This is a genomic window from Citrobacter sp. wls718, from assembly GCF_005280945.1.
Classification (GTDB): domain Bacteria; phylum Pseudomonadota; class Gammaproteobacteria; order Enterobacterales; family Enterobacteriaceae; genus Citrobacter; species Citrobacter gillenii.
In genome coordinates this window covers 15,632-38,137 of sequence record NZ_SZWV01000034.1, presented here as the reverse complement: position 1 = coordinate 38,137, position 22,506 = coordinate 15,632, and the positions used below count along the sequence as shown (strand labels likewise).

Annotated in this window: 13 protein-coding genes and 1 pseudogene; 8 read left to right on the top strand and 6 right to left on the bottom strand. The window is 55.0% G+C overall.

From position 1 onward, the window contains the following. Positions 1-2 precede the first annotated feature (2 nt). Complete coding sequence (locus tag FDW95_RS05845; RefSeq protein ID WP_096756579.1) at positions 3-1,142, bottom strand: polysaccharide export protein; 1,140 nt, start codon at positions 1,140-1,142, stop codon at positions 3-5. Between the two features lie 655 nt (positions 1,143-1,797). On the opposite strand from FDW95_RS05845, the gene FDW95_RS05840 reads away from it, so the two are divergent. Further along, positions 1,798-3,384: a TerC family protein gene (locus tag FDW95_RS05840; protein WP_115259923.1), complete on the top strand. Its 1,587-nt coding sequence runs from the start codon at positions 1,798-1,800 to the stop codon at positions 3,382-3,384. 48 nt (positions 3,385-3,432) lie between these two features. Here the strand turns inward: FDW95_RS05840 and asmA are convergent, their stop codons facing one another. The 3 genes from asmA to udk form a co-directional block, all read right to left on the bottom strand. Further along, positions 3,433-5,286, bottom strand: a complete 1,854-nt coding sequence (asmA, locus tag FDW95_RS05835; protein WP_115258093.1) for an outer membrane assembly protein AsmA — start codon at positions 5,284-5,286, stop codon at positions 3,433-3,435. A 26-nt stretch (positions 5,287-5,312) separates the two neighbouring features. Beyond that, entirely contained in the window at positions 5,313-5,894 is a 582-nt protein-coding gene (gene dcd / locus FDW95_RS05830) for a dCTP deaminase (protein WP_115258092.1), read from the bottom strand. A gap of 91 nt (positions 5,895-5,985) precedes the next feature. Beyond that, positions 5,986-6,627: a uridine kinase gene (gene udk, locus FDW95_RS05825; RefSeq protein ID WP_005128328.1), complete on the bottom strand. Its 642-nt coding sequence runs from the start codon at positions 6,625-6,627 to the stop codon at positions 5,986-5,988. Between the two features lie 315 nt (positions 6,628-6,942). Here udk and FDW95_RS05820 point away from each other — a divergent pair, with 315 nt between their 5' ends. Continuing rightward, on the top strand, positions 6,943-10,272 hold the full coding sequence (locus FDW95_RS05820) for a diguanylate cyclase (protein ID WP_115258091.1): 3,330 nt from the start codon (positions 6,943-6,945) through the stop codon (positions 10,270-10,272). Here the strand turns inward: FDW95_RS05820 and alkA are convergent. Then, positions 10,240-11,109, bottom strand: a complete 870-nt coding sequence (alkA, locus tag FDW95_RS05815) for a DNA-3-methyladenine glycosylase 2 (RefSeq protein WP_115258090.1) — start codon at positions 11,107-11,109, stop codon at positions 10,240-10,242. The genes FDW95_RS05820 and alkA overlap by 33 nt on opposite strands. A 136-nt stretch (positions 11,110-11,245) precedes the next feature. On the opposite strand from alkA, the gene yegD reads away from it, so the two are divergent. After that, positions 11,246-12,598, top strand: coding sequence for a molecular chaperone (gene yegD, locus FDW95_RS05810; protein ID WP_115258089.1), 1,353 nt, complete (start codon positions 11,246-11,248; stop codon positions 12,596-12,598). A 98-nt stretch (positions 12,599-12,696) separates the two neighbouring features. Here the strand turns inward: yegD and FDW95_RS05805 are convergent, their stop codons facing one another. Then, positions 12,697-12,756: a type I toxin-antitoxin system Ibs family toxin gene (locus tag FDW95_RS05805; RefSeq protein ID WP_115259922.1), complete on the bottom strand. Its 60-nt coding sequence runs from the start codon at positions 12,754-12,756 to the stop codon at positions 12,697-12,699. A 278-nt stretch (positions 12,757-13,034) separates the two neighbouring features. On the opposite strand from FDW95_RS05805, the gene FDW95_RS05800 reads away from it, so the two are divergent. The 5 genes and pseudogenes from FDW95_RS05800 to FDW95_RS23510 all read left to right on the top strand — a co-directional run. Beyond that, positions 13,035-14,282: an MdtA/MuxA family multidrug efflux RND transporter periplasmic adaptor subunit gene (locus tag FDW95_RS05800; RefSeq protein ID WP_115258088.1), complete on the top strand. Its 1,248-nt coding sequence runs from the start codon at positions 13,035-13,037 to the stop codon at positions 14,280-14,282. Beyond that, positions 14,282-17,404 (top strand): MdtB/MuxB family multidrug efflux RND transporter permease subunit, encoded by a 3,123-nt coding sequence (locus FDW95_RS05795; RefSeq protein WP_115258087.1) that lies wholly within the window; start codon positions 14,282-14,284, stop codon positions 17,402-17,404. The genes FDW95_RS05800 and FDW95_RS05795 overlap by 1 nt, the downstream gene beginning before the upstream one ends. Beyond that, entirely contained in the window at positions 17,405-20,485 is a 3,081-nt protein-coding gene (gene mdtC / locus FDW95_RS05790; protein ID WP_115258086.1) for a multidrug efflux RND transporter permease subunit MdtC, read from the top strand. Further along, positions 20,482-21,894 (top strand): MFS transporter, encoded by a 1,413-nt coding sequence (locus FDW95_RS05785; protein WP_115258085.1) that lies wholly within the window; start codon positions 20,482-20,484, stop codon positions 21,892-21,894. Before mdtC ends, FDW95_RS05785 begins: the two co-directional genes overlap by 4 nt. Then, a pseudogene (locus FDW95_RS23510) lies at positions 21,894-22,506 on the top strand (two-component system sensor histidine kinase BaeA); the annotation flags it as partial. The gene FDW95_RS05785 and the pseudogene FDW95_RS23510, both read left to right, overlap by 1 nt.

Genomic DNA, 22,506 nt, shown 5'->3' with positions numbered 1-22,506 from the left:
GATTACCAGTTGTGAAGGTCGCTGGCCGTATCCGTCATATAACGAACACCGCTAATGGTCGGCAGCAACTGATTGATCAAACGGTTCCAGCGGGCGACCGGTGCGGTAGTGACATACACCACGTCGTAAGGCTGAAGGCGGAATTCCGTCGCCATCACCAGAGAGGTGGCATCGGACATATCGAGCTGATAAATATTGGCAATCTTGCCGTTGCGTGCGCCCTCGCCTTTCAATGGTCGAATGACGAAGATGCCGCTGGCATTGGAGGTGGTCAGGTCGATCCCTTCCGCATTGCCCAACGCTTCGGTTAGCGTCATACCGCTGAAGTCCATTTTGAGGGTGCTCTGTTTCTTCACTTCCCCCATTACGAAGACTTTCAGATCGTCGTTGCGTGGAACAAACAGGATGTCGCCTGGGTAAAGCAGTCGGTTCTGGCTGAGATCGCCATTTTGCATCAGTGCCTGCAGGGAAATTCGCTGCTCCTGACCGTTATGGGTCAGCACGACGTTACGCCAGTCCGCCGCCTCAGTCAGGCCGCCAGCGGCATTAATGGCGTCGAGAATGGTTAACGGTACGTTGGTAATGGCCTGCTGGCCGGATTTGTTCACCTGCCCGGAGACATAAGCCTTCTGCGAGCGGAAAGCGGCGATATTAACGTCCACCTGCGGGTCAGCAATGTACTTCGCTAAGCGCCCGGTAATATCACTGCGGATTTCTGCCAACGTTTTCCCGGACACGTTGACTTTGCCAATGTAGGGATAAAACATGGTGCCATCGGGCTGAACCCAGTTGCCGGCATCACTGGAGCTGCGGTATTGCCCCGCTGGCGTGGTCAGTTCCGGATGGTCCCAGACGGTCACATTCAGGACGTCGCCCGGGCCAACGCGATACTGGTACCCGGAAATCTCCTGGTCCAGCGAAGTATTGGGTTGGGCGACGTTTGGCCGTGGGCGTAATTGTTCTACCAGTCGGGGCGTCAGTGGATAAACATTCACCATACGGTCGAGATCGAAATCTGCGTCCTGCTGCTTAATCACGTCTTTACCCATCGTCGACATATTGCTGCCCGGTAGTACGGTACAACCGTTTATCAAGATCACCGACACCAGGACGGGTATCAATTTAATTTTGGATTTCATCATTGATTATTTATCACTTTGGCAGAGTCATTATCACGTGCTTTCTAAATGGCAGTTTCACCTGTTCACATTTACCTTGCCGTTAATTGAATCGAAATTTAACTGGCATCAATCCTAAAAATATTGAATTCATCTTCGGTCTGTTGACTGAATAAATCAGGCTGTTCATCAGGCGGCCAGGCACGCTACCGCCCCTGGCTTTGTTAGCTACCAATGCACTGATTAATTTAAATTTTTACCTTCCCCTTTATTTTCGCCATACCCTTCTCCGCGTCACATCAGAAAATGCAGCACGGAGCAAGGAAGAAATAGGCTTCTTGTTATATACGGAAAGAATTGTTGCAGCTAAAGGAATAGCAGGCAAGATAACAACGCCGCTACCTCTTGCTTTTAAGATTAATATTAAGAATGAAATTTGAATATTTTTAGGATTTTATTGATATTGACAGCGCTAATATAAAAAACAGACCATCTGCGATATTTCCTAAATATATGACGTGTTAAAAAATTATTTCCTGCAGAAACATTAAGGCTATTTCTCAACTGACTGCCGGATATCAATAACAGAGAAATCCGTTCCCGGCATTGCATTTTTCGCTGGCTTTATCCATGATCGAATTGTGACAATTGTCATACAACTATGGGTATCATTTTTACTATGGAATGGATTGCCGATCCGTCAATCTGGGCCGGACTCGTCACGCTAATCGTGATCGAACTTGTTCTTGGCATTGATAATCTTGTTTTTATTGCCATCCTCGCGGAGAAATTACCTCCAGCCCAGCGGGACAAGGCGCGTATTACCGGGCTCCTGCTGGCGATGGTGATGCGTTTGCTGCTGCTGGCCTCAATCTCCTGGCTGGTCACGCTGACCACCCCGCTGTTTAGCATTCGGGATCTGAGCTTTAGCGCACGGGACCTGATCATGCTCTTCGGGGGCTTCTTCCTGCTGTTCAAAGCCACGATGGAGCTCAATGAGCGGCTGGAGGGGAAAGACAGCGATAACCCCACCCAGCGTAAAGGCGCGAAGTTTTGGGGCGTGGTCGCACAAATCGTGGTGCTGGATGCCATCTTCTCGCTCGACTCGGTGATCACCGCCGTCGGGATGGTCGATCATCTGGCCGTGATGATGGCCGCCGTCATTATTGCCATTAGCCTGATGGTGCTGGCCAGCAAGTCGTTGACCCGCTTTGTCAACAGCCACCCTACCATCGTTATTCTGTGTCTTAGCTTCCTGCTGATGATCGGCTTCAGCCTGGTCGCCGAAGGGTTTGGTTTCCGCATTCCAAAAGGCTACCTGTACGCGGCTATCGGCTTCTCGGTCATGATTGAGGCATTAAATCAGCTGGCCATCTTCAACCGCCGCCGTTTTCTGTCAGCCAATCATACCCTGCGCCAGCGTACCGCTGAGGCGGTGATGCGTCTGCTGAGTGGACAAAAAGAAGATGCCGAACTGGATGCTGAAACAGCAGCCATGCTGGCCGATCATCATGAAGGTCAGATTTTTGCCCCGCAGGAGCGCCGGATGATTGAACGTGTGCTGAATCTGAATCAGCGCACCGTCAGCAGCATTATGACCTCGCGCCATGATATTGAGCACATCGACCTGAACGCACCCGAAGCGGAGATCCGCGCCCTGCTGGAGAAAAACCAGCACACGCGTCTGGTGGTCACCGGAGAAGATGAGCAGGAAGAACTGCTCGGAGTGGTACACGTCATCGACCTGCTGCAACAGTCGCTGCGCGGCGAACCGCTCGATCTACGCGCCTTGATCCGCCAGCCGCTGGTATTCCCGGAGACCCTGCCGCTACTGCCGGCGCTGGAGCAGTTCCGTAATGCCCGCACCCACTTTGCGTTTGTGGCGGATGAGTTTGGTTCCGTAGAGGGACTTGTGACGCTGAGCGACGTGATGGAAACCATCGCCGGAAACCTGCCGAATGAAGTGGAAGAGATCGACGCCCGCCACGACATTCAGAAAAATGCTGACGGTTCATGGACGGCTAACGGGCATATGCCGCTGGAAGATCTGGTGCAATACGTCCCGATTCCCCTTGATGAGAAACGGGAATATCACACCATTGCCGGGCTGTTGATGGAATATTTGCAGCGTATACCGAAAACCGGGGAAGAAGTGCAGGTGGGCGACTATCGACTGAAAACGTTGCAGGTGGAAAACCACCGGGTGCAAAAGGTCCAGTTAATACCGCTGCACACTAATGACGAAGAGATGGATTACGAAGTGTAGGTGACGTACCGGATGAGACGCTCTCGCGCCGTCATCCGGCATTATCCGTCAGAGTTTATCCAGCAGTTTTTTCACATCTTTGCCGCTACGGGACTCTTTGTTGCGATCGGCCCAGTCGTTCAGCCGACGTTTCGCTTCATCCTGTACATGCTTACGCAGCAGCTGGTCCACCTGCAGGTTATAGTTCAACGCCTGCCATGGCCCATAAATACGCAGCGGAACCGGCGTGGCTTTCAGGAAGTCAATCAGCTTGCTTTCCCCATCCCAGCCGCCCAACACACGCACGTTAAACTGCGTGTCACACGTCTGCTCAACCAGATCCAGCGTCCCTTTACCGGAAAGCGCTAACATGGAAGACAGCCCTTCCATCTCATCCAACGACACCTTGCCGTTATCCAGCGACAGCTCGGTGACAAAACGATCCAGTCGGGTCACGTTGTCCAGACTCTGCTGAGACTTCACGTCGCCGCCGCTGCGCTCAACGGCCTGCTGTACCAGCTGCTGGAAGTTCATCCCTTCCATGCGTGTGTCGCTCATATCAACATGGGCCTGCCCTTGCCAGCTGTGACGGAACGCCTGCGCGTCAATATCAGAACCGGAAAAATCGCCCGCCAGCGACAGCTTGCCGGTAAGCGCAATCGGATAGTTAAAGGCTTTCAGGATGGTACCGATTTCGACGTTTTCCAGACGCGGATGAAAGACTGCGTGCGGCTGCGCCTTTCTGGCATCCAGCTTGCCGGGCAGCGAAATCAACCCACCCTCACTCGTCCCCTGCAATTCAGTGATACTCAGCAAGCCTGACTGATTCGCCATTTTGGCTGAAACGTTATCAAAGGCCATTTTACGCCACAGGACTTTGTCTGCCTGTAGCGCAATATCTGCGGAAAAACCCCTGAGCCCCTGATACGACACGGCATCGACCTGGGACGCAATCACCGGTCGAGCGAGCGTTGACTGGCTTTGCCCCTGTTGCACCTCGCCGCTCGTTGCCGCCGCGGCGTCACGTTGCACCAGCAAGTTATCCAGATTGAGCAGACCAAAGCGCAGATCGACGCCCCAGTCCGGTTTATCAGATAGCGACACACGGGCTTGCCCGGACAGTGTGCTGTCGTTGGCCGTCAACGCAATCTGGTTAAACGCGAGCTGTTTATTCTCTTCCTGCCACTGAACCTGCAGCTTACCCTGCCCCTGAATCCCCTGCTGCGGCAAATCGGCGCCCTGTAACTGCCAACTGAGCTTCTCGATATTGGCCTCCAGGTTATGCGGGTAGTCAGACGCATCAACGCTACCGTTAAAGGCTAAGGCCAGATCGCGCTGATCGCGGTTTACGCGACCAGAGAAGTCAAAGGTACCGCGATGCTGGGTGTCCTGTTCCATTTCCAGGCGAATGTCGCGAACCGTAATCTGTTCATCGTCTTCATGCTGGAATACCAGCACGCTGTCGGCAACGCGCAGACGCGCGATGTCAAACGACCATCCACGGTCTTCGGCGACATCGGGCAACGTATTGTCTTTCGGGGCAATGGGCGCATCTTCGCCACGCACCGCTTCGGTCTGCGGCGTCAGCTGAATAACAGCACCTTTGAGCATCACCTGCTTCACACTGAGCTGGTGGCTCAACAGCGGCCATAACGCGACGTCCAGACGCATATTGTCGGCACGAACCAGCGGTTCGCTGGCCCCTTCAGCCGTTAACACCATGCGTCCAGAGAGGATGCTAAGCTGGGGCCAAACGTGCCAACGCAGTGGGCCGTCCAGTTGCAATTGATATCCGCTACGTGCAGCAACCTGCTTCACCATATACGCGCGAAAATCATTGGGATTCACCAACATTACTAACGCAGAAAAACCGGCCACCAGCACGACCAGGAGAATCATCAGCGTCGTCAGAAATCGTCTCATGCTATCCCCAAAGGACTGAAAATAAATCAGTCTTTATCAATCCGGCTGGCTACTGCACCCTGCTGGTCGCGATACTTCGCATCCTGGCGGCGATTGTAGGGACGCGCAGCCGGACCGGAGAGCGGTTCAAAACTCAGCGCACCAATCGGCATGCCCGGACGCAAGGCCAGCGGTAATTTCCCGGAGTTATAAAATTCCAGCACAATGCACCCTGACCAGCCCGGATCGATACGGTGCGCGGTCACGTGAACCATCAGGCCCAGACGCGCCAGCGACGAACGGCCGTCTAACCAGCCAACCAAATCTGCCGGAAGCGTCACGGATTCAAAGGTTACGGCCAACGCTAACTCACCGGGATGCAGGAAAAATGCTTCGCCTTCGGCAAGGACAATTTCATCACTCATCACGCGATCCAGCGCGGCGCTAACTTCATCCCTCGGCCCGCTCAAATCGATATACGCTGCCGTATGACCGCGGAACGTACGAAATTTATTGCCAAGACGCACATCTACTGTTGCGCCATTAATACGCTCGACAGGAGGACGTGGATTGATCGACAGACGACCTGCATCCAACCAGGCTTCAATATCTCGGTCACATAAACGCATGGCACTTTCTCCTTTCGTGCTTCAACCCCTTAACGCCAGGTGCGTTAAGGGTGAACCAGGTTATTACTGAACGGTACACAATTCGCTGAACTTATTCAAAGAACTGACTGATTTTCGCCTTCAGAATATCGATGGCAATGCGGTTTTTACCCCCGCGCGGCACGATGATATCGGCGTATTGTTTTGAGGGTTCAATAAATTGCAGGAACATTGGACGCACAGTTTTCTGGTATTGCGCCATCACCGAATCCATCGAGCGGCCGCGCTCGTTGACGTCCCGCTTGATACGGCGCATCAGACAAATGTCGAGCGGGGTATCTACAAAAATAGAAAAATTCATCTCGTCACGCAAACGTGCATCCGTCAGCAGCAAAATGCCTTCGAGGATAATCACTTTTTTGGGTTCAATATGAATAGTCTCTTGCGTACGCGTGTGTTCAACATAGCTGTAGACGGGTAATTCAATCGCCGAGCCGCGTTTCAGCGTTTGCAGATGCTGGAACAGCAGGCTGTGATCCATCGCGTTCGGATGGTCGTAGTTGGTTTTTACACGTTCTTCCATCGACAGATGGCTTTGATCTTTGTAATAACTGTCTTCGGGAATAACGCCAATATGTTCGTCACCCACTTGTTCACGCAATTCGCGATAGAGAGTACTGGCAATAAGACTCTTGCCGGAAGCCGATGCGCCGGCAATGCCGATAATGACGCACTGATGAGACTGATCAGTCATAAATTTAGCGACCTGATTAACCTGGATGTTAGGAAGGGGGCGTCGAAACGCCAAACGCGGCAATTATAGGGATTTCAGCGGCGCGACGCCAGCCCAGGCTGCACCAATGCAGTCCCTGTCGCAAATTAAAATGGTCAGTTTTAAAGCAGGCGCAAAATTTATTCACCCACCTTAGGAATTAATAGCTTGAGAGTGTTATTTTATGAGCAGCTGGCGTATTAATTGTAAAATGTTTGTACTAGCATAATCACAGATTAAACATGATGCTTCCGGCATCTTCGCCACGGCGACATCGGCTATTCGGGTAAAGCGGTAATGAGTAAACCATCCCAACATGTTTTAGTTACCTTACCGCATCCTCTACTGCGCCTGGCCAGTTTAGGTCTGGTGGCGTTCATCTTTACGTTGTTCTCGCTGGAGCTGTCCCGTTACGGCACGCAGCTGGCGCCGCTGTGGTTCCCGACCTCAATTATGATGGTGGCTTTTTACCGTCATGCAGGAAAGATGTGGCCGGGGATCGCGCTGGCATGCTCCCTGGGCAGCATCGGTGCCTCTTTGTTGTTCTTCCCGACCGACACGCTGAATTTCACCTACACTGCCATCAATATTATTGAGGCCGTTGCGGGCGCCATGTTATTGCGCAGGCTGTTGCCCTGGTACAATCCCTTACAAAATCTTAACGACTGGGCTCGCCTGGCATTCGGTAGTGCCGTGGTCCCGCCGCTGCTGGGCGGTTTTTTGATGTGGCTGCTGCTTCCAGGTGAAACGTCGTTAAATACGTTTCTAATTTGGGTGCTTTCAGAATCCATCGGCGCGCTCGCGCTGGTACCGTTAGGTTTGCTGTTTAAGCCGCATTATCTGCTGCGTCACCGCGATCCCCGTTTATTGCTGGAAACGCTCATCACCCTACTGGTAACTTTAGCGTTCAGCTGGCTGTCGATGATGTATCTTCCATGGCCGTTTACCTGCGTGATCGTTTTGCTGATGTGGAGTGCCGTGCGTCTGCCGCGCATGGAAGCGTTTCTGATTTTCCTCAGCACCGTAATGATGGTCTCGCTAATGCTGGCCGCCGACCCTTCACTGCTCTCCACCTCGAAAACGTTTGTCATGTCCAGCATGCCGTGGCTGCCGTTTTTGATGATTCTGTTACCGGCAAACATGATGACCATGGTCATGTACGCGTTTCGTGCCGAACGTAAACACATTTCAGAGAGCGAAACGCGTTTTCGCAACGCCATGGAATACTCCGCTATCGGCATGGCGCTGGTGGGCACCGAGGGGCAATGGCTACAGGCCAATAAAGCCTTGTGTCATTTTCTGGGTTACAGCCAGGAAGAGCTGCGCTCGCTGACCTTCCAGCAGTTAACCTGGCCGGAAGATCTGAATAACGACCTTGAGCAGTTGCAAATGCTGTCGCGCGGTGAAATCAATAGTTATTCAATGGAAAAACGCTATTACACCCGTGCAGGCGAGGTGGTCTGGGCACTGCTGGCCGTTTCACTGGTTCGTCATAGCGATAACACCCCACTCTACTTTATTGCCCAGGTTGAGGACATTAACGACCTGAAACACACGGAGTGGATCAATAAGCGGTTAATGGAACGTATTACGCTGGCGAATGAAGCAGGCGGCATTGGCATCTGGGAATGGGAATTGCAGCCTGACGTAATCAGCTGGGATAAGCGCATGTTCGATCTTTATGAGGTCCCTGCGCACATCAAACCCAGTTGGCAAGTCTGGTATGACTGCGTGGTCCCTGAAGATCGTGAACATGCCGAAAGCGTGATTCGCGATTCGCTGGCGGCACGTGTTCCTTTCAAACTTGAATTCCGCATTGCGGTCAAAGACGGCATTCGGCATATCCGCTCGTTGGCTAACCGGGTGCTGAATAAAGACGGTGAAGTGGAACGTTTGCTCGGTATCAATCTCGACATGACCGAAGTGAAGCAACTCCACGAGGCGCTGTATCAGGAAAAAGAGCGTTTGCATATTACGCTGGATTCCATCGGTGAAGCGGTGATTTGTATCGACGTCGACCTGAAAATCACCTTTATGAATCCGGTGGCCGAGAAAATGAGCGGCTGGTCGCAAGAGAGCGCATTAGGGATCCCGTTGCTCACGGTGCTGCGTATTACTTTCGGTGATAACGGCCCGCTAATGGAAAATATCTACAGCGCCGACATGTCGCGCACGGCTATTGAGCAAGAAGTGGTCCTGCATTGTCGTAACGGCACCAGCTACGATATTCAGTACAGTATCACGCCGCTCAGCACCCTCGACGGCGGTAGCATTGGCTCCGTGTTGGTGATTCAGGATGTCACCGAATCACGTAAGATGTTGCGTCAACTCAGTTACAGCGCATCGCATGATGACCTCACGCATCTGGCCAACCGGGTCAGCTTCGAAAACCATCTGAAACAATTGCTGCATACGGTACACAACTCCCATCAGCGTCACGCGCTGGTCTTCATCGATCTGGATCGTTTTAAAGCCGTCAACGATAGCGCCGGTCATGCGGCGGGAGATGCCTTGCTGCGCGAGCTGTCTTCTCTGATGCTGAGCATGCTGCGCACCAGCGATGTGCTGGCGCGTCTTGGCGGCGATGAGTTCGGCTTGCTGCTGCCAGATTGTAATATCGAAAGTGCCCGGTTTATCGCGGGTCGCGTCATTAGCGCCATCAATGATTACCACTTTACATGGGAAGGCCGCTTACACCGTATTGGCGCCAGTGCCGGGATCACGCTAATTGATGACAAAAATCGTATCGCCACCGAGGTGATGTCGCAGGCAGATATTGCCTGCTACGCGGCCAAAAATAGCGGACGTGGGCGGGTATGCGTCTATGAACCCCAGCAGAGCCAGATGCATGCGACGCGAGGGATACTGTCACCCGATGAACAACGCAACATCATTACCCATAACCCAATATTGATGATCGCCCACGGCGTCGCGTCTCCACGGGTTCCTGAGACCTTTAGCTTCTGGCTGTTGTCGCTGCGCTTATGGAACAGCGAAGGCGACGTCATTGAGGAGCAGGCTTTCCGCGCCGGTCTGGTCGATCCTGCACTCAATCATGCCCTCGACCGTCGGGTCTTTACTGAATTTTTCCAGCATTCTGCCTCCGCTGTTGCCGGTAAAGGGCTTAGCGTTGCCCTGCCCCTTTCCGCCGCCGGGTTGCTCAATCCCGTGCTGGTTGATGAACTGCTGGCATTGATGGAAAACAGTCCGCTTCCGCCTCGTTTATTGCATCTGAGCGTACCGGTAGACGTGATGAAAACGCATCCAGCGCAGGCCATGCCCGCCATGCAACGATTACGCCAGGCGGGTTGTCGCATCATTTTAAGCCAGGTCGGTCGCGATTTAGAGGTCTTTGACAATCTCAAGTATCACGTCGCTGATTACCTGTTACTTGACAGCGAACTGAGCGCCAGCGCGCACGGCAATCTGACGGACGAAATGTGGGTTTCCATTATTCAGAGCCACGCACAACGTCTGGATATCAAAACTATCGCTGGACCGGTAAACATGCCGCTGATTATGGATGCCCTGTCTGGCATCGGTATTGATATGATTTTTGGCGATATTATTGCCGACGCCCAACCGCTGGAGTTGCTACTCAACACCAGCAATTTCGCCATCAACTGATGGTTGCCAGCCTTCCGTATACCAGATATGCAGTAGCGCGTAGGAACGCCAGGGCTTCCAGCGCTCTGCGTAGCGCCGGATTTGCGCTGGCGTCATGCCTGGAAAACGCTGTTTAATCAAGTAATCATCGGCAAGAAAAATATCCTTCGCCTGCCACCCGCGCAGCGCGAAGTAATTGGCCGTCCAGCGCCCTATGCCTGGAAACGTTTGTAACTGCTTCACCCCCTGCTCGATATCAGGCGGGGCAACAGGCTTAAGCGTGCCATCCAGCGCCGCCCGGGCAAGGTGAATCAGCGCTTCCGCACGTTTAAGCGGCATGCCCAGCGCTTTCAGCTCCAGCGGTTGTGCGGCGGCCAGCGCCTCAGGGGTAGGAAAGCACACGTACTCTGGTGCGTCGGCAAGCCTATCGCCATACAGATGCACCACCTTCGCCGTCAGTTTTGCCGCCATCGCCACGCTGACCAACTGACCTAAAATCGCGCGAACGCCCTGTTCGAACGCATCAACCGATCCCGGTAGACGCAATCCAGGGCGTGCGGCTCCCAGACGCCCCAATGCGCTTACAACGTGCTGCGGACAGCAGTTCAGATCGAACAACTGCGCCATTTTGGCCAGACACTCGCGGGCAACGGGCTGAAGTCCCGGGCTTAACGTTACCTGCAGCACGTTGGCCTCCAGATCCGGGACAACGCTCACCACCCCACGATGCTGGCCAATCGCCAGGCTTCTTGCATACGTCAATGTGCCTACAGTTTCTACGCCATCCACGGCACGGTCAGCGAGAAACCCCAGCATCCAGGGCCAGTCATAGGGCGATTGCCAGTTCAGTGTATACATGTCCGCATCCTTTTTTTACCAGCCTACAGCATAAATGCTATTCCGCCGATGCGCCTTGCTTTCATATTCCAGTTGTCGGGACGACAACATTTCGCTAAAGTCTCGCCCCTTCTTGACTGCCCTGGGGAGCTTTACGGTGTTTATTGGTTTTGACTATGGTACGGCGAACTGTTCAGTGGCCGTCATGCGTGACGGGCAGCCGCAATTGCTCAAAATGGAAAATGACAGCACGCTACTGCCCTCCATGCTGTGCGCCCCGACGCGTGAAGCGGTCAGCGAGTGGCTGTATCGTCATCATGATGTCCCGGCAACGGATGACGAAACACAGGCATTACTGCGTCGTGCGGTGCGCTTTAATCGCGAAGAAGACATCGATGTGAACGCCAATAGCGTGCAGTTTGGTCTGGCATCACTGGGCCAATATATTGATGACCCAGAAGAAGTCTACTTCGTTAAATCACCAAAATCGTTTTTAGGTGCCAGCGGCCTGAAACCGCAGCAGGTTGCGCTATTTGAAGACTTAGTCTGCGCGATGATGCTGCACATCCGCAACCAGGCACAAAACCAGCTACCCGAAGCGATCACCCAGGCCGTTATCGGTCGTCCGATCAACTTCCAGGGGTTAGGCGGCGACGACGCCAACGCCCAGGCACAAGGTATTCTTGAGCGTGCGGCCAAACGCGCCGGTTTCCAGGATGTGGTGTTTCAGTACGAGCCGGTCGCGGCGGGACTGGATTATGAAGCCACGCTGCAAGACGAGAAACGCGTGCTGGTGGTGGACATCGGCGGTGGTACCACCGACTGCTCGTTGCTGCTAATGGGCCCGCAGTGGCATCAGCGCGCCGATCGCGAGACCAGCCTGTTAGGTCACAGTGGCTGTCGCGTAGGCGGTAACGATCTGGACATCGCGCTGGCCTTTAAACACCTGATGCCATTGCTCGGCATGGGAGGCGAAACCGAAAAAGGCATCGCCTTACCTATTCTGCCGTGGTGGAACGCCGTCGCCATTAACGATGTTCCGGCCCAAAGTGATTTTTACAGTACCGCCAACGGACGCTTGTTAAACGATCTGATCCGCGACGCGAAAGAAGCCGATAAAGTCGCTCTGCTGCTCAAAGTCTGGCGCGAGCGTCTGAGCTACCGGCTGGTACGCAGCGCTGAAGAAAGCAAAATTACGCTTTCCACACAGGCAAACGTCACGGCGGCGCTGCCGTTTATCAGTGATGAACTGGCAACGGCAATCAGCCAACAAGGGCTGGAGACGGCGCTCAATCAGCCACTGGCGCGCATTCTGGAGCAGGTGCAGCTGGCGCTGGATAATGCCCAGGAAAAACCGGATGTTATTTATTTGACCGGTGGCAGTGCACGCTCACCGCTTATCAAAAAAGCCCTCTCCGAACAGCTGCCGGGGATCCCTATCGCCGGTGGCGATGATTTCGGCTCGGTGACTGCCGGTCTGGCACGCTGGGCAGACGTGGTTTTCCGCTAAGCGGCTCGCAGGCTGAAAAGTGTGCGTATTGACATCATCGTGACTGTGGCTTATGGTCAGGAGTGAGGGTTAGGGAGGGTTTCCCCTCCCCTGGTGTCTTAGTAAGCCGCGAAGCTAATCACTAAGAGTATCACCAGCATGATGACGTACTTCATCATAACCCTTTCCTTATTTTGGCCCCTTCCTCGGGAGGGGCTTTCCTGTTCCAGCGTCCGGCTGAAATCTCTGGCTGACCTCCTTTTGCCTTGTCCGCACTCTAGCGCACTCTTTCGCGTTGGCGATTTTCACCGCCCATTGTTGCGTAACGCCTCGCAAAGCCGCGCCGCCATTCAGACGAATCCCGACAGTGTTTCATAATTCCTCCATCTTTCGCCCTTGATCGCTGGCTAAACTAGTATCATTACGCGAAACGTTTCAGGATGAGAAACTTATAACAATGAAAGGCAGTAACAAATCCCGCTGGGTGATAGCAATCGTGACCGTCGTGGCGGCCATCGCCGCATTTTGGTTCTGGCACAGTCGCAGTGAATCTCAGGGGAATGCCCCCGGTGCAACCGGGCAAGCACAGCACGCCGCAGGCTCAGGGCGTCGCGGAATGCGTTCTGGTCCGCTAGCCCCCGTGCAGGTTGCCACCGCCAATGAACAAGCCGTTCCACGTTACCTGACGGGACTGGGCACCGTGACGGCCGCGAATACCGCAACGGTTCGCAGTCGGGTAGACGGTCAGCTCATCGCGTTACACTTTCAGGAAGGACAGCAGGTCAAAGCCGGCGACCTGCTGGCTGAAATAGACCCCAGCCAGTTCAAAGTCGCCCTTGCCCAGGCGCAGGGACAGTTAGCCAAAGATACCGCTACGCTGGCAAATGCCCGTCGCGACCTGGCCCGCTATCAGCAACTGGTGAAAACCAATCTGGTCTCCCGTCAGGAACTGGATGCTCAACAGGCATTGGTGAACGAAACGCAAGGGACGATCAAAGCCGATGAAGCCAGCGTCGCCAGCGCCCAGTTGCAGCTCGACTGGAGTCGCATCACCGCCCCTGTCGATGGCCGTGTCGGCCTGAAACTGGTCGACGTAGGTAACCAAATCTCCAGCGGTGATACCACCGGGATTGTCGTCATTACGCAAACCCATCCTATCGACCTGATCTTCACCTTGCCAGAAAACGATATTGCGACCGTGCTACGGGCGCAAAAAACGGGCAACCCGCTGAAGGTCGAAGCCTGGGATCGCACCAATTCGCAGAAACTCAGCGAAGGCGTACTGCTGAGCCTCGACAACCAGATTGATGCCACCACCGGCACCATCAAAGCGAAGGCTCGCTTCAACAATCAGGATGACACGCTGTTTCCGAATCAGTTCGTTAACGCCCGTATGCTGGTCGCCACCGAGCAAAACGCCATCGTAATCCCCACTGCCGCCTTACAAATGGGCAATGAAGGTCACTTTGTCTGGGTGCTGAATACAGAGAATAAAGTCAGTAAACATCTGGTCAAACCGGGCATTCAGGACAGTCAAAAAGTGGTGATTACTGCCGGGCTGTCGGCGGGCGATCGCGTCGTCACCGACGGTATTGACCGCCTGACGGAAGGGGCAAAAGTTGACGTTGTGGAGGCGCATAGCGCCACGGCCACAAACGATAAAGCCACCGCACGCGAGTACGGCAAAAAAGGAGCACGCTCCTGATGCAGGCGTTACCTCCGGACAACACCGGCGGCCCATCCCGCCTGTTTATTCTGCGCCCTGTTGCCACCACGCTGCTGATGGTGGCGATTTTACTCGCCGGGATTATAGGCTATCGCTTCCTGCCCATCGCAGCGTTGCCGGAAGTGGATTACCCGACCATTCAGGTGGTGACACTCTACCCTGGCGCCAGCCCGGATGTGATGACCTCCGCCGTGACGGCTCCGCTTGAGCGCCAGTTTGGGCAGATGTCGGGTTTAAAACAGATGTCCTCACAAAGCTCCGGTGGTGCATCCGTGGTGACATTGCAGTTTCAGCTCACGTTACCGCTGGACGTCGCCGAACAGGAAGTCCAGGCCGCGATTAATGCCGCCACCAATTTATTACCGAGCGATCTGCCCAACCCACCCGTGTACAGCAAAGTGAACCCGGCGGATCCGCCGATCATGACGCTGGCGGTGACCTCTACCGCCATGCCCATGACGCAGGTGGAAGATATGGTCGAAACCCGCGTGGCGCAGAAAATCTCTCAAGTCTCCGGCGTGGGCCTGGTTACACTGTCTGGCGGACAACGTCCCGCCGTGCGCGTAAAACTTAACGCACAGGCCATTGCCGCGTTAGGGCTGACCAGCGAAACCGTCCGCACCGCCATCACCGGCGCCAACGTCAATTCAGCCAAAGGTAGCCTGGATGGCCCGACGCGCGCCGTCACCCTGTCAGCCAACGACCAGATGCAGTCTGCCGATGAGTATCGTCAGTTAATCATTGCCTATAAAAACGGTGCGCCAGTGCGCCTCGGGGATGTCGCAACCGTCGAGCAAGGTGCGGAAAACAGCTGGCTGGGCGCGTGGGCCAATAAGCAACAAGCTATCGTGATGAACGTTCAGCGCCAGCCTGGTGCGAACATTATCTCCACCGCGGACAGCATTCGCCAGATGCTGCCTGCGCTAACAGAAAGCCTGCCAAAATCGGTCAATGTCACGGTGCTTTCGGATCGTACAACCAACATTCGTGCTTCCGTTTCCGACACCCAGTTTGAACTGATGCTGGCGATTGCGCTGGTGGTGATGATCATTTACCTGTTCCTGCGCAATATACCGGCCACGATTATTCCCGCGGTCGCCGTACCGCTATCGCTGATAGGTACCTTTGCGGTAATGGTATTCCTCGATTTCTCGATCAATAACCTGACGCTGATGGCGCTGACCATCGCCACGGGGTTTGTGGTCGATGACGCGATTGTGGTTATCGAGAATATTTCGCGCTATATCGAAAAAGGGGAAAAACCGCTGACCGCCGCCCTTAAAGGCGCAGGCGAGATTGGTTTTACTATCATCTCATTGACGTTTTCCCTGATCGCGGTGCTGATCCCACTACTGTTTATGGGCGATATCGTCGGGCGATTATTCCGCGAGTTCGCCGTCACGCTGGCGGTGGCGATTTTGATTTCCGCCGTCGTATCACTGACGCTCACGCCAATGATGTGCGCCCGCATGCTCAGCCAGGCGTCATTGCGCAAGCAAAACCGCTTCTCCCGTGCCTCGGAAAAAATGTTCGAGCGCGTCATTGCCGGGTACGGTCACTGGCTGGCAAAAGTGCTTAACCACCCATGGCTGACGCTTGGCGTCGCGCTCGGCACGCTGGCATTAAGCGTGATGCTGTGGATCTTTATCCCGAAGGGCTTCTTCCCGATCCAGGATAACGGCATTATTCAGGGCACGTTGCAGGCACCGCAGTCCAGCTCATTTGCCAGCATGGCTCAACGCCAGCGTCAGGTCTCTGATGTGATCCTTAAAGACCCGGCAGTAGAAAGCCTGACCGCGTTCGTCGGCGTTGATGGCACCAACCCGGCGCTGAACAGCGCGCGCCTGCAAATTAACCTTAAGCCGCTGAATGAACGCGATGACCGCGTGCAAAAGGTCATCGCTCGCCTGCAGGATGCAGTGGATAACGTGCCCGGCGTCGATCTCTATCTTCAGCCTACCCAGGATCTGACCATTGATACGCAGGTGAGCCGCACCCAGTATCAGTTTACGCTGCAGGCCACCTCGCTGGACGCTCTCAGCACCTGGGTGCCGCAGCTACTGGAAAAACTGCAGCAGTTGCCGCAGCTGTCTGACGTCAGCAGTGACTGGCAGGACCAGGGACTGGTGGCGTATGTAAATGTTAATCGCGACAGCGCCAGCCGTTTAGGCATCAGCATGGCAGATGTCGATAACGCGCTGTATAACGCTTTCGGACAGCGGCTGATTTCAACCATCTACACCCAGGCAAACCAATATCGGGTGGTGTTGGAACATGATACCGCCAGTACGCCGGGGCTTTCCGCGTTGGACTCCCTTCGCCTGACCAGCAGCGACGGTGGGATCGTCCCGCTTAGCACCATCGCCAGCATTGAGCAGCGTTTTGCCCCGCTGTCGATAAACCATCTCGATCAGTTCCCGGTCACCACCATCTCGTTCAACGTGCCAGATGACCACTCGCTGGGCGATGCGGTAGAGGCAATACTGCAGGCGGAAAAAACACTGGACCTGCCGTCAAGTATTACCACCCAGTTCCAGGGCAGTACGCTGGCCTTCCAGGCCGCGCTCGGCAACACAATCTGGCTGATTGTGGCGGCGGTCGTCGCAATGTATATCGTGCTCGGCGTGCTGTATGAGAGCTTTATTCACCCAATCACCATTCTCTCCACGCTGCCGACGGCGGGCGTCGGGGCACTGCTGGCATTGATGATTGCCGGTAGTGAACTGGACGTTATTGCGATCATCGGTATTATTTTGCTGATCGGTATCGTCAAGAAAAACGCCATCATGATGATTGACTTTGCCCTTGCCGCTGAACGCGAACAGGGGATGGCTCCGCGCGACGCCATATTCCAGGCGTGCCTGCTGCGTTTTCGCCCGATCCTGATGACCACGCTGGCGGCTCTGCTGGGAGCATTGCCGCTGATGTTAAGTACCGGCGTGGGCGCTGAGTTACGCCGCCCATTAGGTATTGGTATGGTCGGTGGACTGCTGGTCAGTCAGGTATTAACCCTGTTTACCACCCCGGTGATTTACCTGCTGTTTGACCGACTGTCGCTGTACGTGAAAAACCGCTTCCCGCGTCAGGAAGAGGACGCGTAAATGAAATTTTTTGCTCTCTTCATCCATCGTCCGGTAGCGACCATTCTCCTTTCCGTCGCCATTACCCTGTGCGGCATTCTGGGCTTTCGCCTGTTACCGGTCGCGCCGCTGCCGCAGGTAGATTTCCCGGTGATCATGGTCAGCGCCTCGCTGCCGGGAGCATCACCTGAAACCATGGCGTCGTCCGTCGCAACGCCGCTGGAACGCTCGCTTGGGCGTATCGCGGGCGTGAATGAAATGACGTCAAGCAGTTCGCTTGGCAGCACGCGCATTATTCTTGAGTTTACGTTTGATCGCGACATCAACGGCGCGGCGCGGGACGTTCAAGCGGCCATTAACGCCGCCCAAAGCCTGCTGCCCAGCGGAATGCCCAGTCGGCCAACGTACCGAAAGGCCAATCCCTCCGATGCGCCTGTCATGATCCTGACGCTAACCTCGGATACTTATTCTCAGGGTGAATTGTATGATTTCGCCTCGACACAGCTGGCGCAAACCATCGCGCAAATTGACGGCGTTGGCGACGTCGACGTCGGCGGCAGCTCCCTGCCCGCCGTGCGCGTTGGCCTGAACCCGCAGGCGCTGTTTAACCAGGGTGTCTCTTTGGATGACGTGCGTAGCGCGATCAATAGCGCCAACGTGCGTCAACCACAGGGCGCGCTGGAAGATGAAACCCGCCGCTGGCAGGTGCAAACCAACGACGAGCTCAAAACCGCGGATGAGTATCAACCGCTGATTATTCACTACAACAACGGTGCGGCCGTACGTCTGGGTGACGTTGCCTCTATCACTGACTCGGTGCAGGATGTGCGTAACGCCGGGATGACCAATGCCAAACCGGCCATTCTGTTGATGATCCGCAAACTCCCGGAAGCCAACATCATCCAGACGGTGGACAGCATCCGGGCCAAATTGCCAGAGTTACAAACGCTGATCCCGGCCGCCATTGATTTGCAAATTGCCCAGGATCGTTCGCCGACCATTCGTGCGTCGCTGGAAGAAGTGGAACAGACGCTGATTATCTCCGTGGCGCTGGTTATCCTGGTGGTGTTTGTTTTCCTGCGCTCCGGGCGCGCGACGCTGATCCCCGCCGTAGCAGTGCCCGTCTCGCTGATTGGCACGTTTGCCGCCATGTATCTGTGTGGATTCAGTCTGAACAACCTGTCGCTAATGGCGCTGACCATTGCCACCGGGTTTGTGGTCGATGACGCCATCGTGGTGCTGGAAAATATATCCCGGCACCTGGAAGCGGGAATGAAGCCGCTCCAGGCGGCATTACAAGGCACGCGCGAAGTCGGATTTACGGTACTTTCCATGAGCCTGTCGCTGGTGGCGGTGTTCCTGCCGCTGCTGTTAATGGGCGGTCTGCCGGGACGGTTACTGCGGGAATTTGCCGTGACCCTGTCGGTTGCCATCGGGATTTCACTGCTGGTCTCGCTGACGCTTACGCCAATGATGTGCGGATGGATGCTCAAATCCAGCGCCCCACGTGGACAGTCTCGTAAGCGAGGATTTGGCCGGGTGCTGGTTGCCTTGCAACAAAGTTACGCCACCTCGCTGCAGTGGGTGTTACGCCATACCCGAATGGTGGGTGTGGTATTACTGGCAACCATTGCGCTCAACGTCTGGCTGTATATTTCCATCCCCAAAACCTTTTTCCCGGAGCAGGACACCGGCGTCCTGATGGGGGGGATCCAGGCCGACCAAAGCATTTCGTTTCAGGCCATGCGCGGGAAGTTGCAGGATTTTATGAAGATCATCCGTGACGATCCAGCTGTGGACAACGTCACCGGTTTTACCGGCGACTCCCGTGTTAACAGCGGCATGATGTTTATTACCCTGAAGCCGCGCGCAGAGCGCCAGCAAACCGCTCAGCAGGTGATCGACAGGCTGCGCGTGAAGTTGGCCAAAGAGCCGGGGGCGAACCTGTTTCTGATGGCGGTACAGGATATTCGCGTCGGGGGACGGCAATCCAACGCCAGCTACCAGTACACGCTGCTGTCGGACGATCTCGCCGCATTACGGGAATGGGAACCGAAAATCCGTAAAGCGTTAGCCACCCTGCCCCAACTGGCTGACGTCAACTCCGATCAGCAGGACAACGGTGCAGAGATGAGTCTGACCTACGATCGTGACACCATGTCACGTCTGGGGATCGACGTCGAAGCCGCCAACAGCCTGCTGAATAACGCCTTTGGTCAGCGGCAAATATCGACCATCTACCAGCCGATGAACCAGTACAAAGTGGTGATGGAGGTCGACCCGCGCTACACCCAGGACATCAGCGCGCTGGATAAAATGTTTGTCATTAATAGCGATGGCAAAGCTATCCCGTTGTCGTACTTTGCTAAATGGCAACCGGCGAACGCCCCGCTGTCGGTGAACCATCAGGGGCTGTCTGCCGCCTCAACCGTGTCGTTTAACCTGCCGACCGGCGCATCACTTTCTGAGGCCACAGAAGCCATTAACCGGACCATGACCCAGCTTGGCGTCCCGTCAACGGTGCGCGGCAGTTTTGCCGGTACGGCGCAGGTTTTTCAGGATACGATGAACTCACAGGTGATCCTGATTATCGCCGCCATCGCCACGGTCTACATCGTGCTGGGTATGCTGTATGAAAGCTACGTTCACCCACTTACTATCCTCTCAACGCTGCCTTCTGCCGGGGTGGGTGCGCTACTGGCACTGGAACTGTTCAATGCCCCGTTCAGCCTAATCGCCCTGATAGGGATCATGCTATTAATTGGCATTGTGAAGAAAAACGCCATCATGATGGTCGACTTTGCGCTTGAGGCGCAGAGAAATGGCAAGCTGACGCCGGAAGAAGCCATTTTCCAGGCCTGCCTGCTGCGTTTTCGTCCCATCATGATGACCACGCTGGCAGCACTCTTTGGCGCGCTGCCGCTGGTGCTATCAGCTGGCGACGGTTCGGAACTGCGCCAGCCGTTGGGGATAACTATCGTCGGCGGGCTGGTAGTGAGCCAACTTCTGACGCTGTACACCACCCCGGTGGTGTATCTCTTTTTCGACCGTCTGCGGATGCGTTTTTCGCGTAAAAACAGCAACCCGGTAGCAGACTTATGACAGAACTTCCCGACAGCACCCGCTGGCAGCTTTGGATTGTGGCGTTCGGCTTTTTTATGCAATCGCTGGATACCACCATCGTCAATACCGCGCTGCCTGCAATGGCCAAAAGCCTCGGCGAAAGCCCGTTGCATATGCATATGGTCATTGTGTCGTATGTCTTAACTGTGGCGGTGATGCTGCCCGCCAGCGGCTGGCTGACAGACAAGATCGGCGTACGTAATATTTTCTTCACCGCCATCATCCTGTTCACGCTGGGATCGCTGTTTTGCGCCGGGTCCAGCACGCTCAATGAGCTGGTAATGGCCCGCGTGTTACAAGGCGTCGGCGGTGCGATGATGGTGCCGGTCGGCAGGCTGACGGTGATGAAGATTGTCCCGCGCACACAGTATATGGCGGCAATGACCTTCGTCACCTTACCGGGGCAAATTGGCCCGTTGCTCGGCCCGGCATTAGGCGGCATTCTGGTGGAGTATGCGTCCTGGCACTGGATTTTCCTGATTAACATTCCCGTCGGCATTATTGGGGCAATAGCCACCTTAATGCTGATGCCTAACTACACGTTGCAAACCCGGCGCTTCGATCTTTCGGGATTTATGCTGCTGGCCGTTGGCATGGCGGCACTGACACTGGCGCTGGATGGCAGCAAAGGCAGCGGGATCTCAGACATTACGCTGGCGGCGCTGGTTATCTGCGGCGTGCTGGCAATCCTTCTGTATATCAGACACGCCAGCAACAACCCGCGTGCACTGTTCAGTCTGCATCTGTTTCGCACCCCCACTTTCTCATTAGGCCTGCTTGGCAGTTTTGTCGGGCGCATTGGTAGCGGAATGTTACCGTTTATGACGCCGGTGTTTTTGCAGATTGGGCTGGGCTTTTCGCCGTTTCATGCCGGGCTGATGATGATCCCGATGGTACTGGGCAGCATGGGCATGAAGCGTATTGTGGTTCAGGTCGTCAACCGGTTTGGTTATCGTCGGGTGCTGGTTGCCACCACGCTGGGCCTGTCGCTGGTCTGCCTGTTGCTGATGACGACCGCCCTGCTCGGCTGGTATTACGTGCTGCCCTTCGTGCTGTTTTTACAAGGCATGGTCAACTCCACCCGTTTTTCATCGATGAACACCCTGACCTTAAAAGACTTACCTGACGATCTCGCCAGCAGCGGTAACAGCCTGCTGTCGATGATCATGCAGCTGTCGATGAGTATCGGGGTAACCATCGCTGGCCTGCTGTTGGGCATGTTTGGTCAACAGCATATCGCTCTCGACAGCGGCAGCACCCATACCGTCTTTATGTATACCTGGCTGTGCATTGCCCTGATTATCGCGCTGCCAGCGATGATTTTTGCCCGCGTGCCAAACGATACGCAAACCAACGCGGTGATTTCACGGCGTAAAAGGAGCAACTGATGAAGTTATGGCGACCCGGAATAACCGGCAAACTGTTTCTGGCGATTTTTGCCACCTGCATTGTGCTACTCATTAGCATGCACTGGGCCGTACGGGTAAGCTTCGAACGCGGATTTATTGACTACATCAAACACGGCAATGAACAGCGGCTACAAATGCTGAGCGACGCGCTGGGCGAACAATATCAGCAACATGGCAACTGGCGGTTTCTGCGCAATAACGATCGTTTTGTTTTTCAGATCCTGCGTTCTTTTGAACACGACAACAACGATGACAAGCCAGGCCCCGGTATGCCGCCGCACGGCTGGCGTACCCAGTTTTGGGTCATCGACCAAAACGCCCGCGTGCTGGTCGGCCCACGTGGTCCGGTTCCCGGCGACGGCACGCGCCGCCCAATCACAGTTAACGGGATCGAAGTGGGTGCCGTCATCGCGTCGCCCGTAGAACGCTTAACGCGTAATACAGATATTAATTTCGATAAACAGCAGCGCCGTACCAGTTGGCTGATCGTCGCGCTCTCCACTATCCTGGCGGCGCTGGCTACGTTTACACTGGCGCGTAGTCTGCTGGCCCCCGTCAAGCGTCTGGTGGACGGCACGCACAAGCTGGCCG

Coding starts and splice junctions, on each gene's coding strand:
- mdtC (WP_115258086.1), top strand. CDS start 17,405: ATGAAATTTTTTGCTCTCTTCATCCATCGTCCGGTAGCGACCATTCTC.
- FDW95_RS05795 (WP_115258087.1), top strand. CDS start 14,282: ATGCAGGCGTTACCTCCGGACAACACCGGCGGCCCATCCCGCCTGTTT.
- dcd (WP_115258092.1), bottom strand. CDS start 5,894: ATGCGTTTATGTGACCGAGATATTGAAGCCTGGTTGGATGCAGGTCGT.
- alkA (WP_115258090.1), bottom strand. CDS start 11,109: ATGTATACACTGAACTGGCAATCGCCCTATGACTGGCCCTGGATGCTG.
- FDW95_RS05785 (WP_115258085.1), top strand. CDS start 20,482: ATGACAGAACTTCCCGACAGCACCCGCTGGCAGCTTTGGATTGTGGCG.
- FDW95_RS05800 (WP_115258088.1), top strand. CDS start 13,035: ATGAAAGGCAGTAACAAATCCCGCTGGGTGATAGCAATCGTGACCGTC.
- udk (WP_005128328.1), bottom strand. CDS start 6,627: ATGACTGATCAGTCTCATCAGTGCGTCATTATCGGCATTGCCGGCGCA.
- FDW95_RS05820 (WP_115258091.1), top strand. CDS start 6,943: ATGAGTAAACCATCCCAACATGTTTTAGTTACCTTACCGCATCCTCTA.
- FDW95_RS05840 (WP_115259923.1), top strand. CDS start 1,798: ATGGAATGGATTGCCGATCCGTCAATCTGGGCCGGACTCGTCACGCTA.
- asmA (WP_115258093.1), bottom strand. CDS start 5,286: ATGAGACGATTTCTGACGACGCTGATGATTCTCCTGGTCGTGCTGGTG.
- FDW95_RS05845 (WP_096756579.1), bottom strand. CDS start 1,142: ATGATGAAATCCAAAATTAAATTGATACCCGTCCTGGTGTCGGTGATC.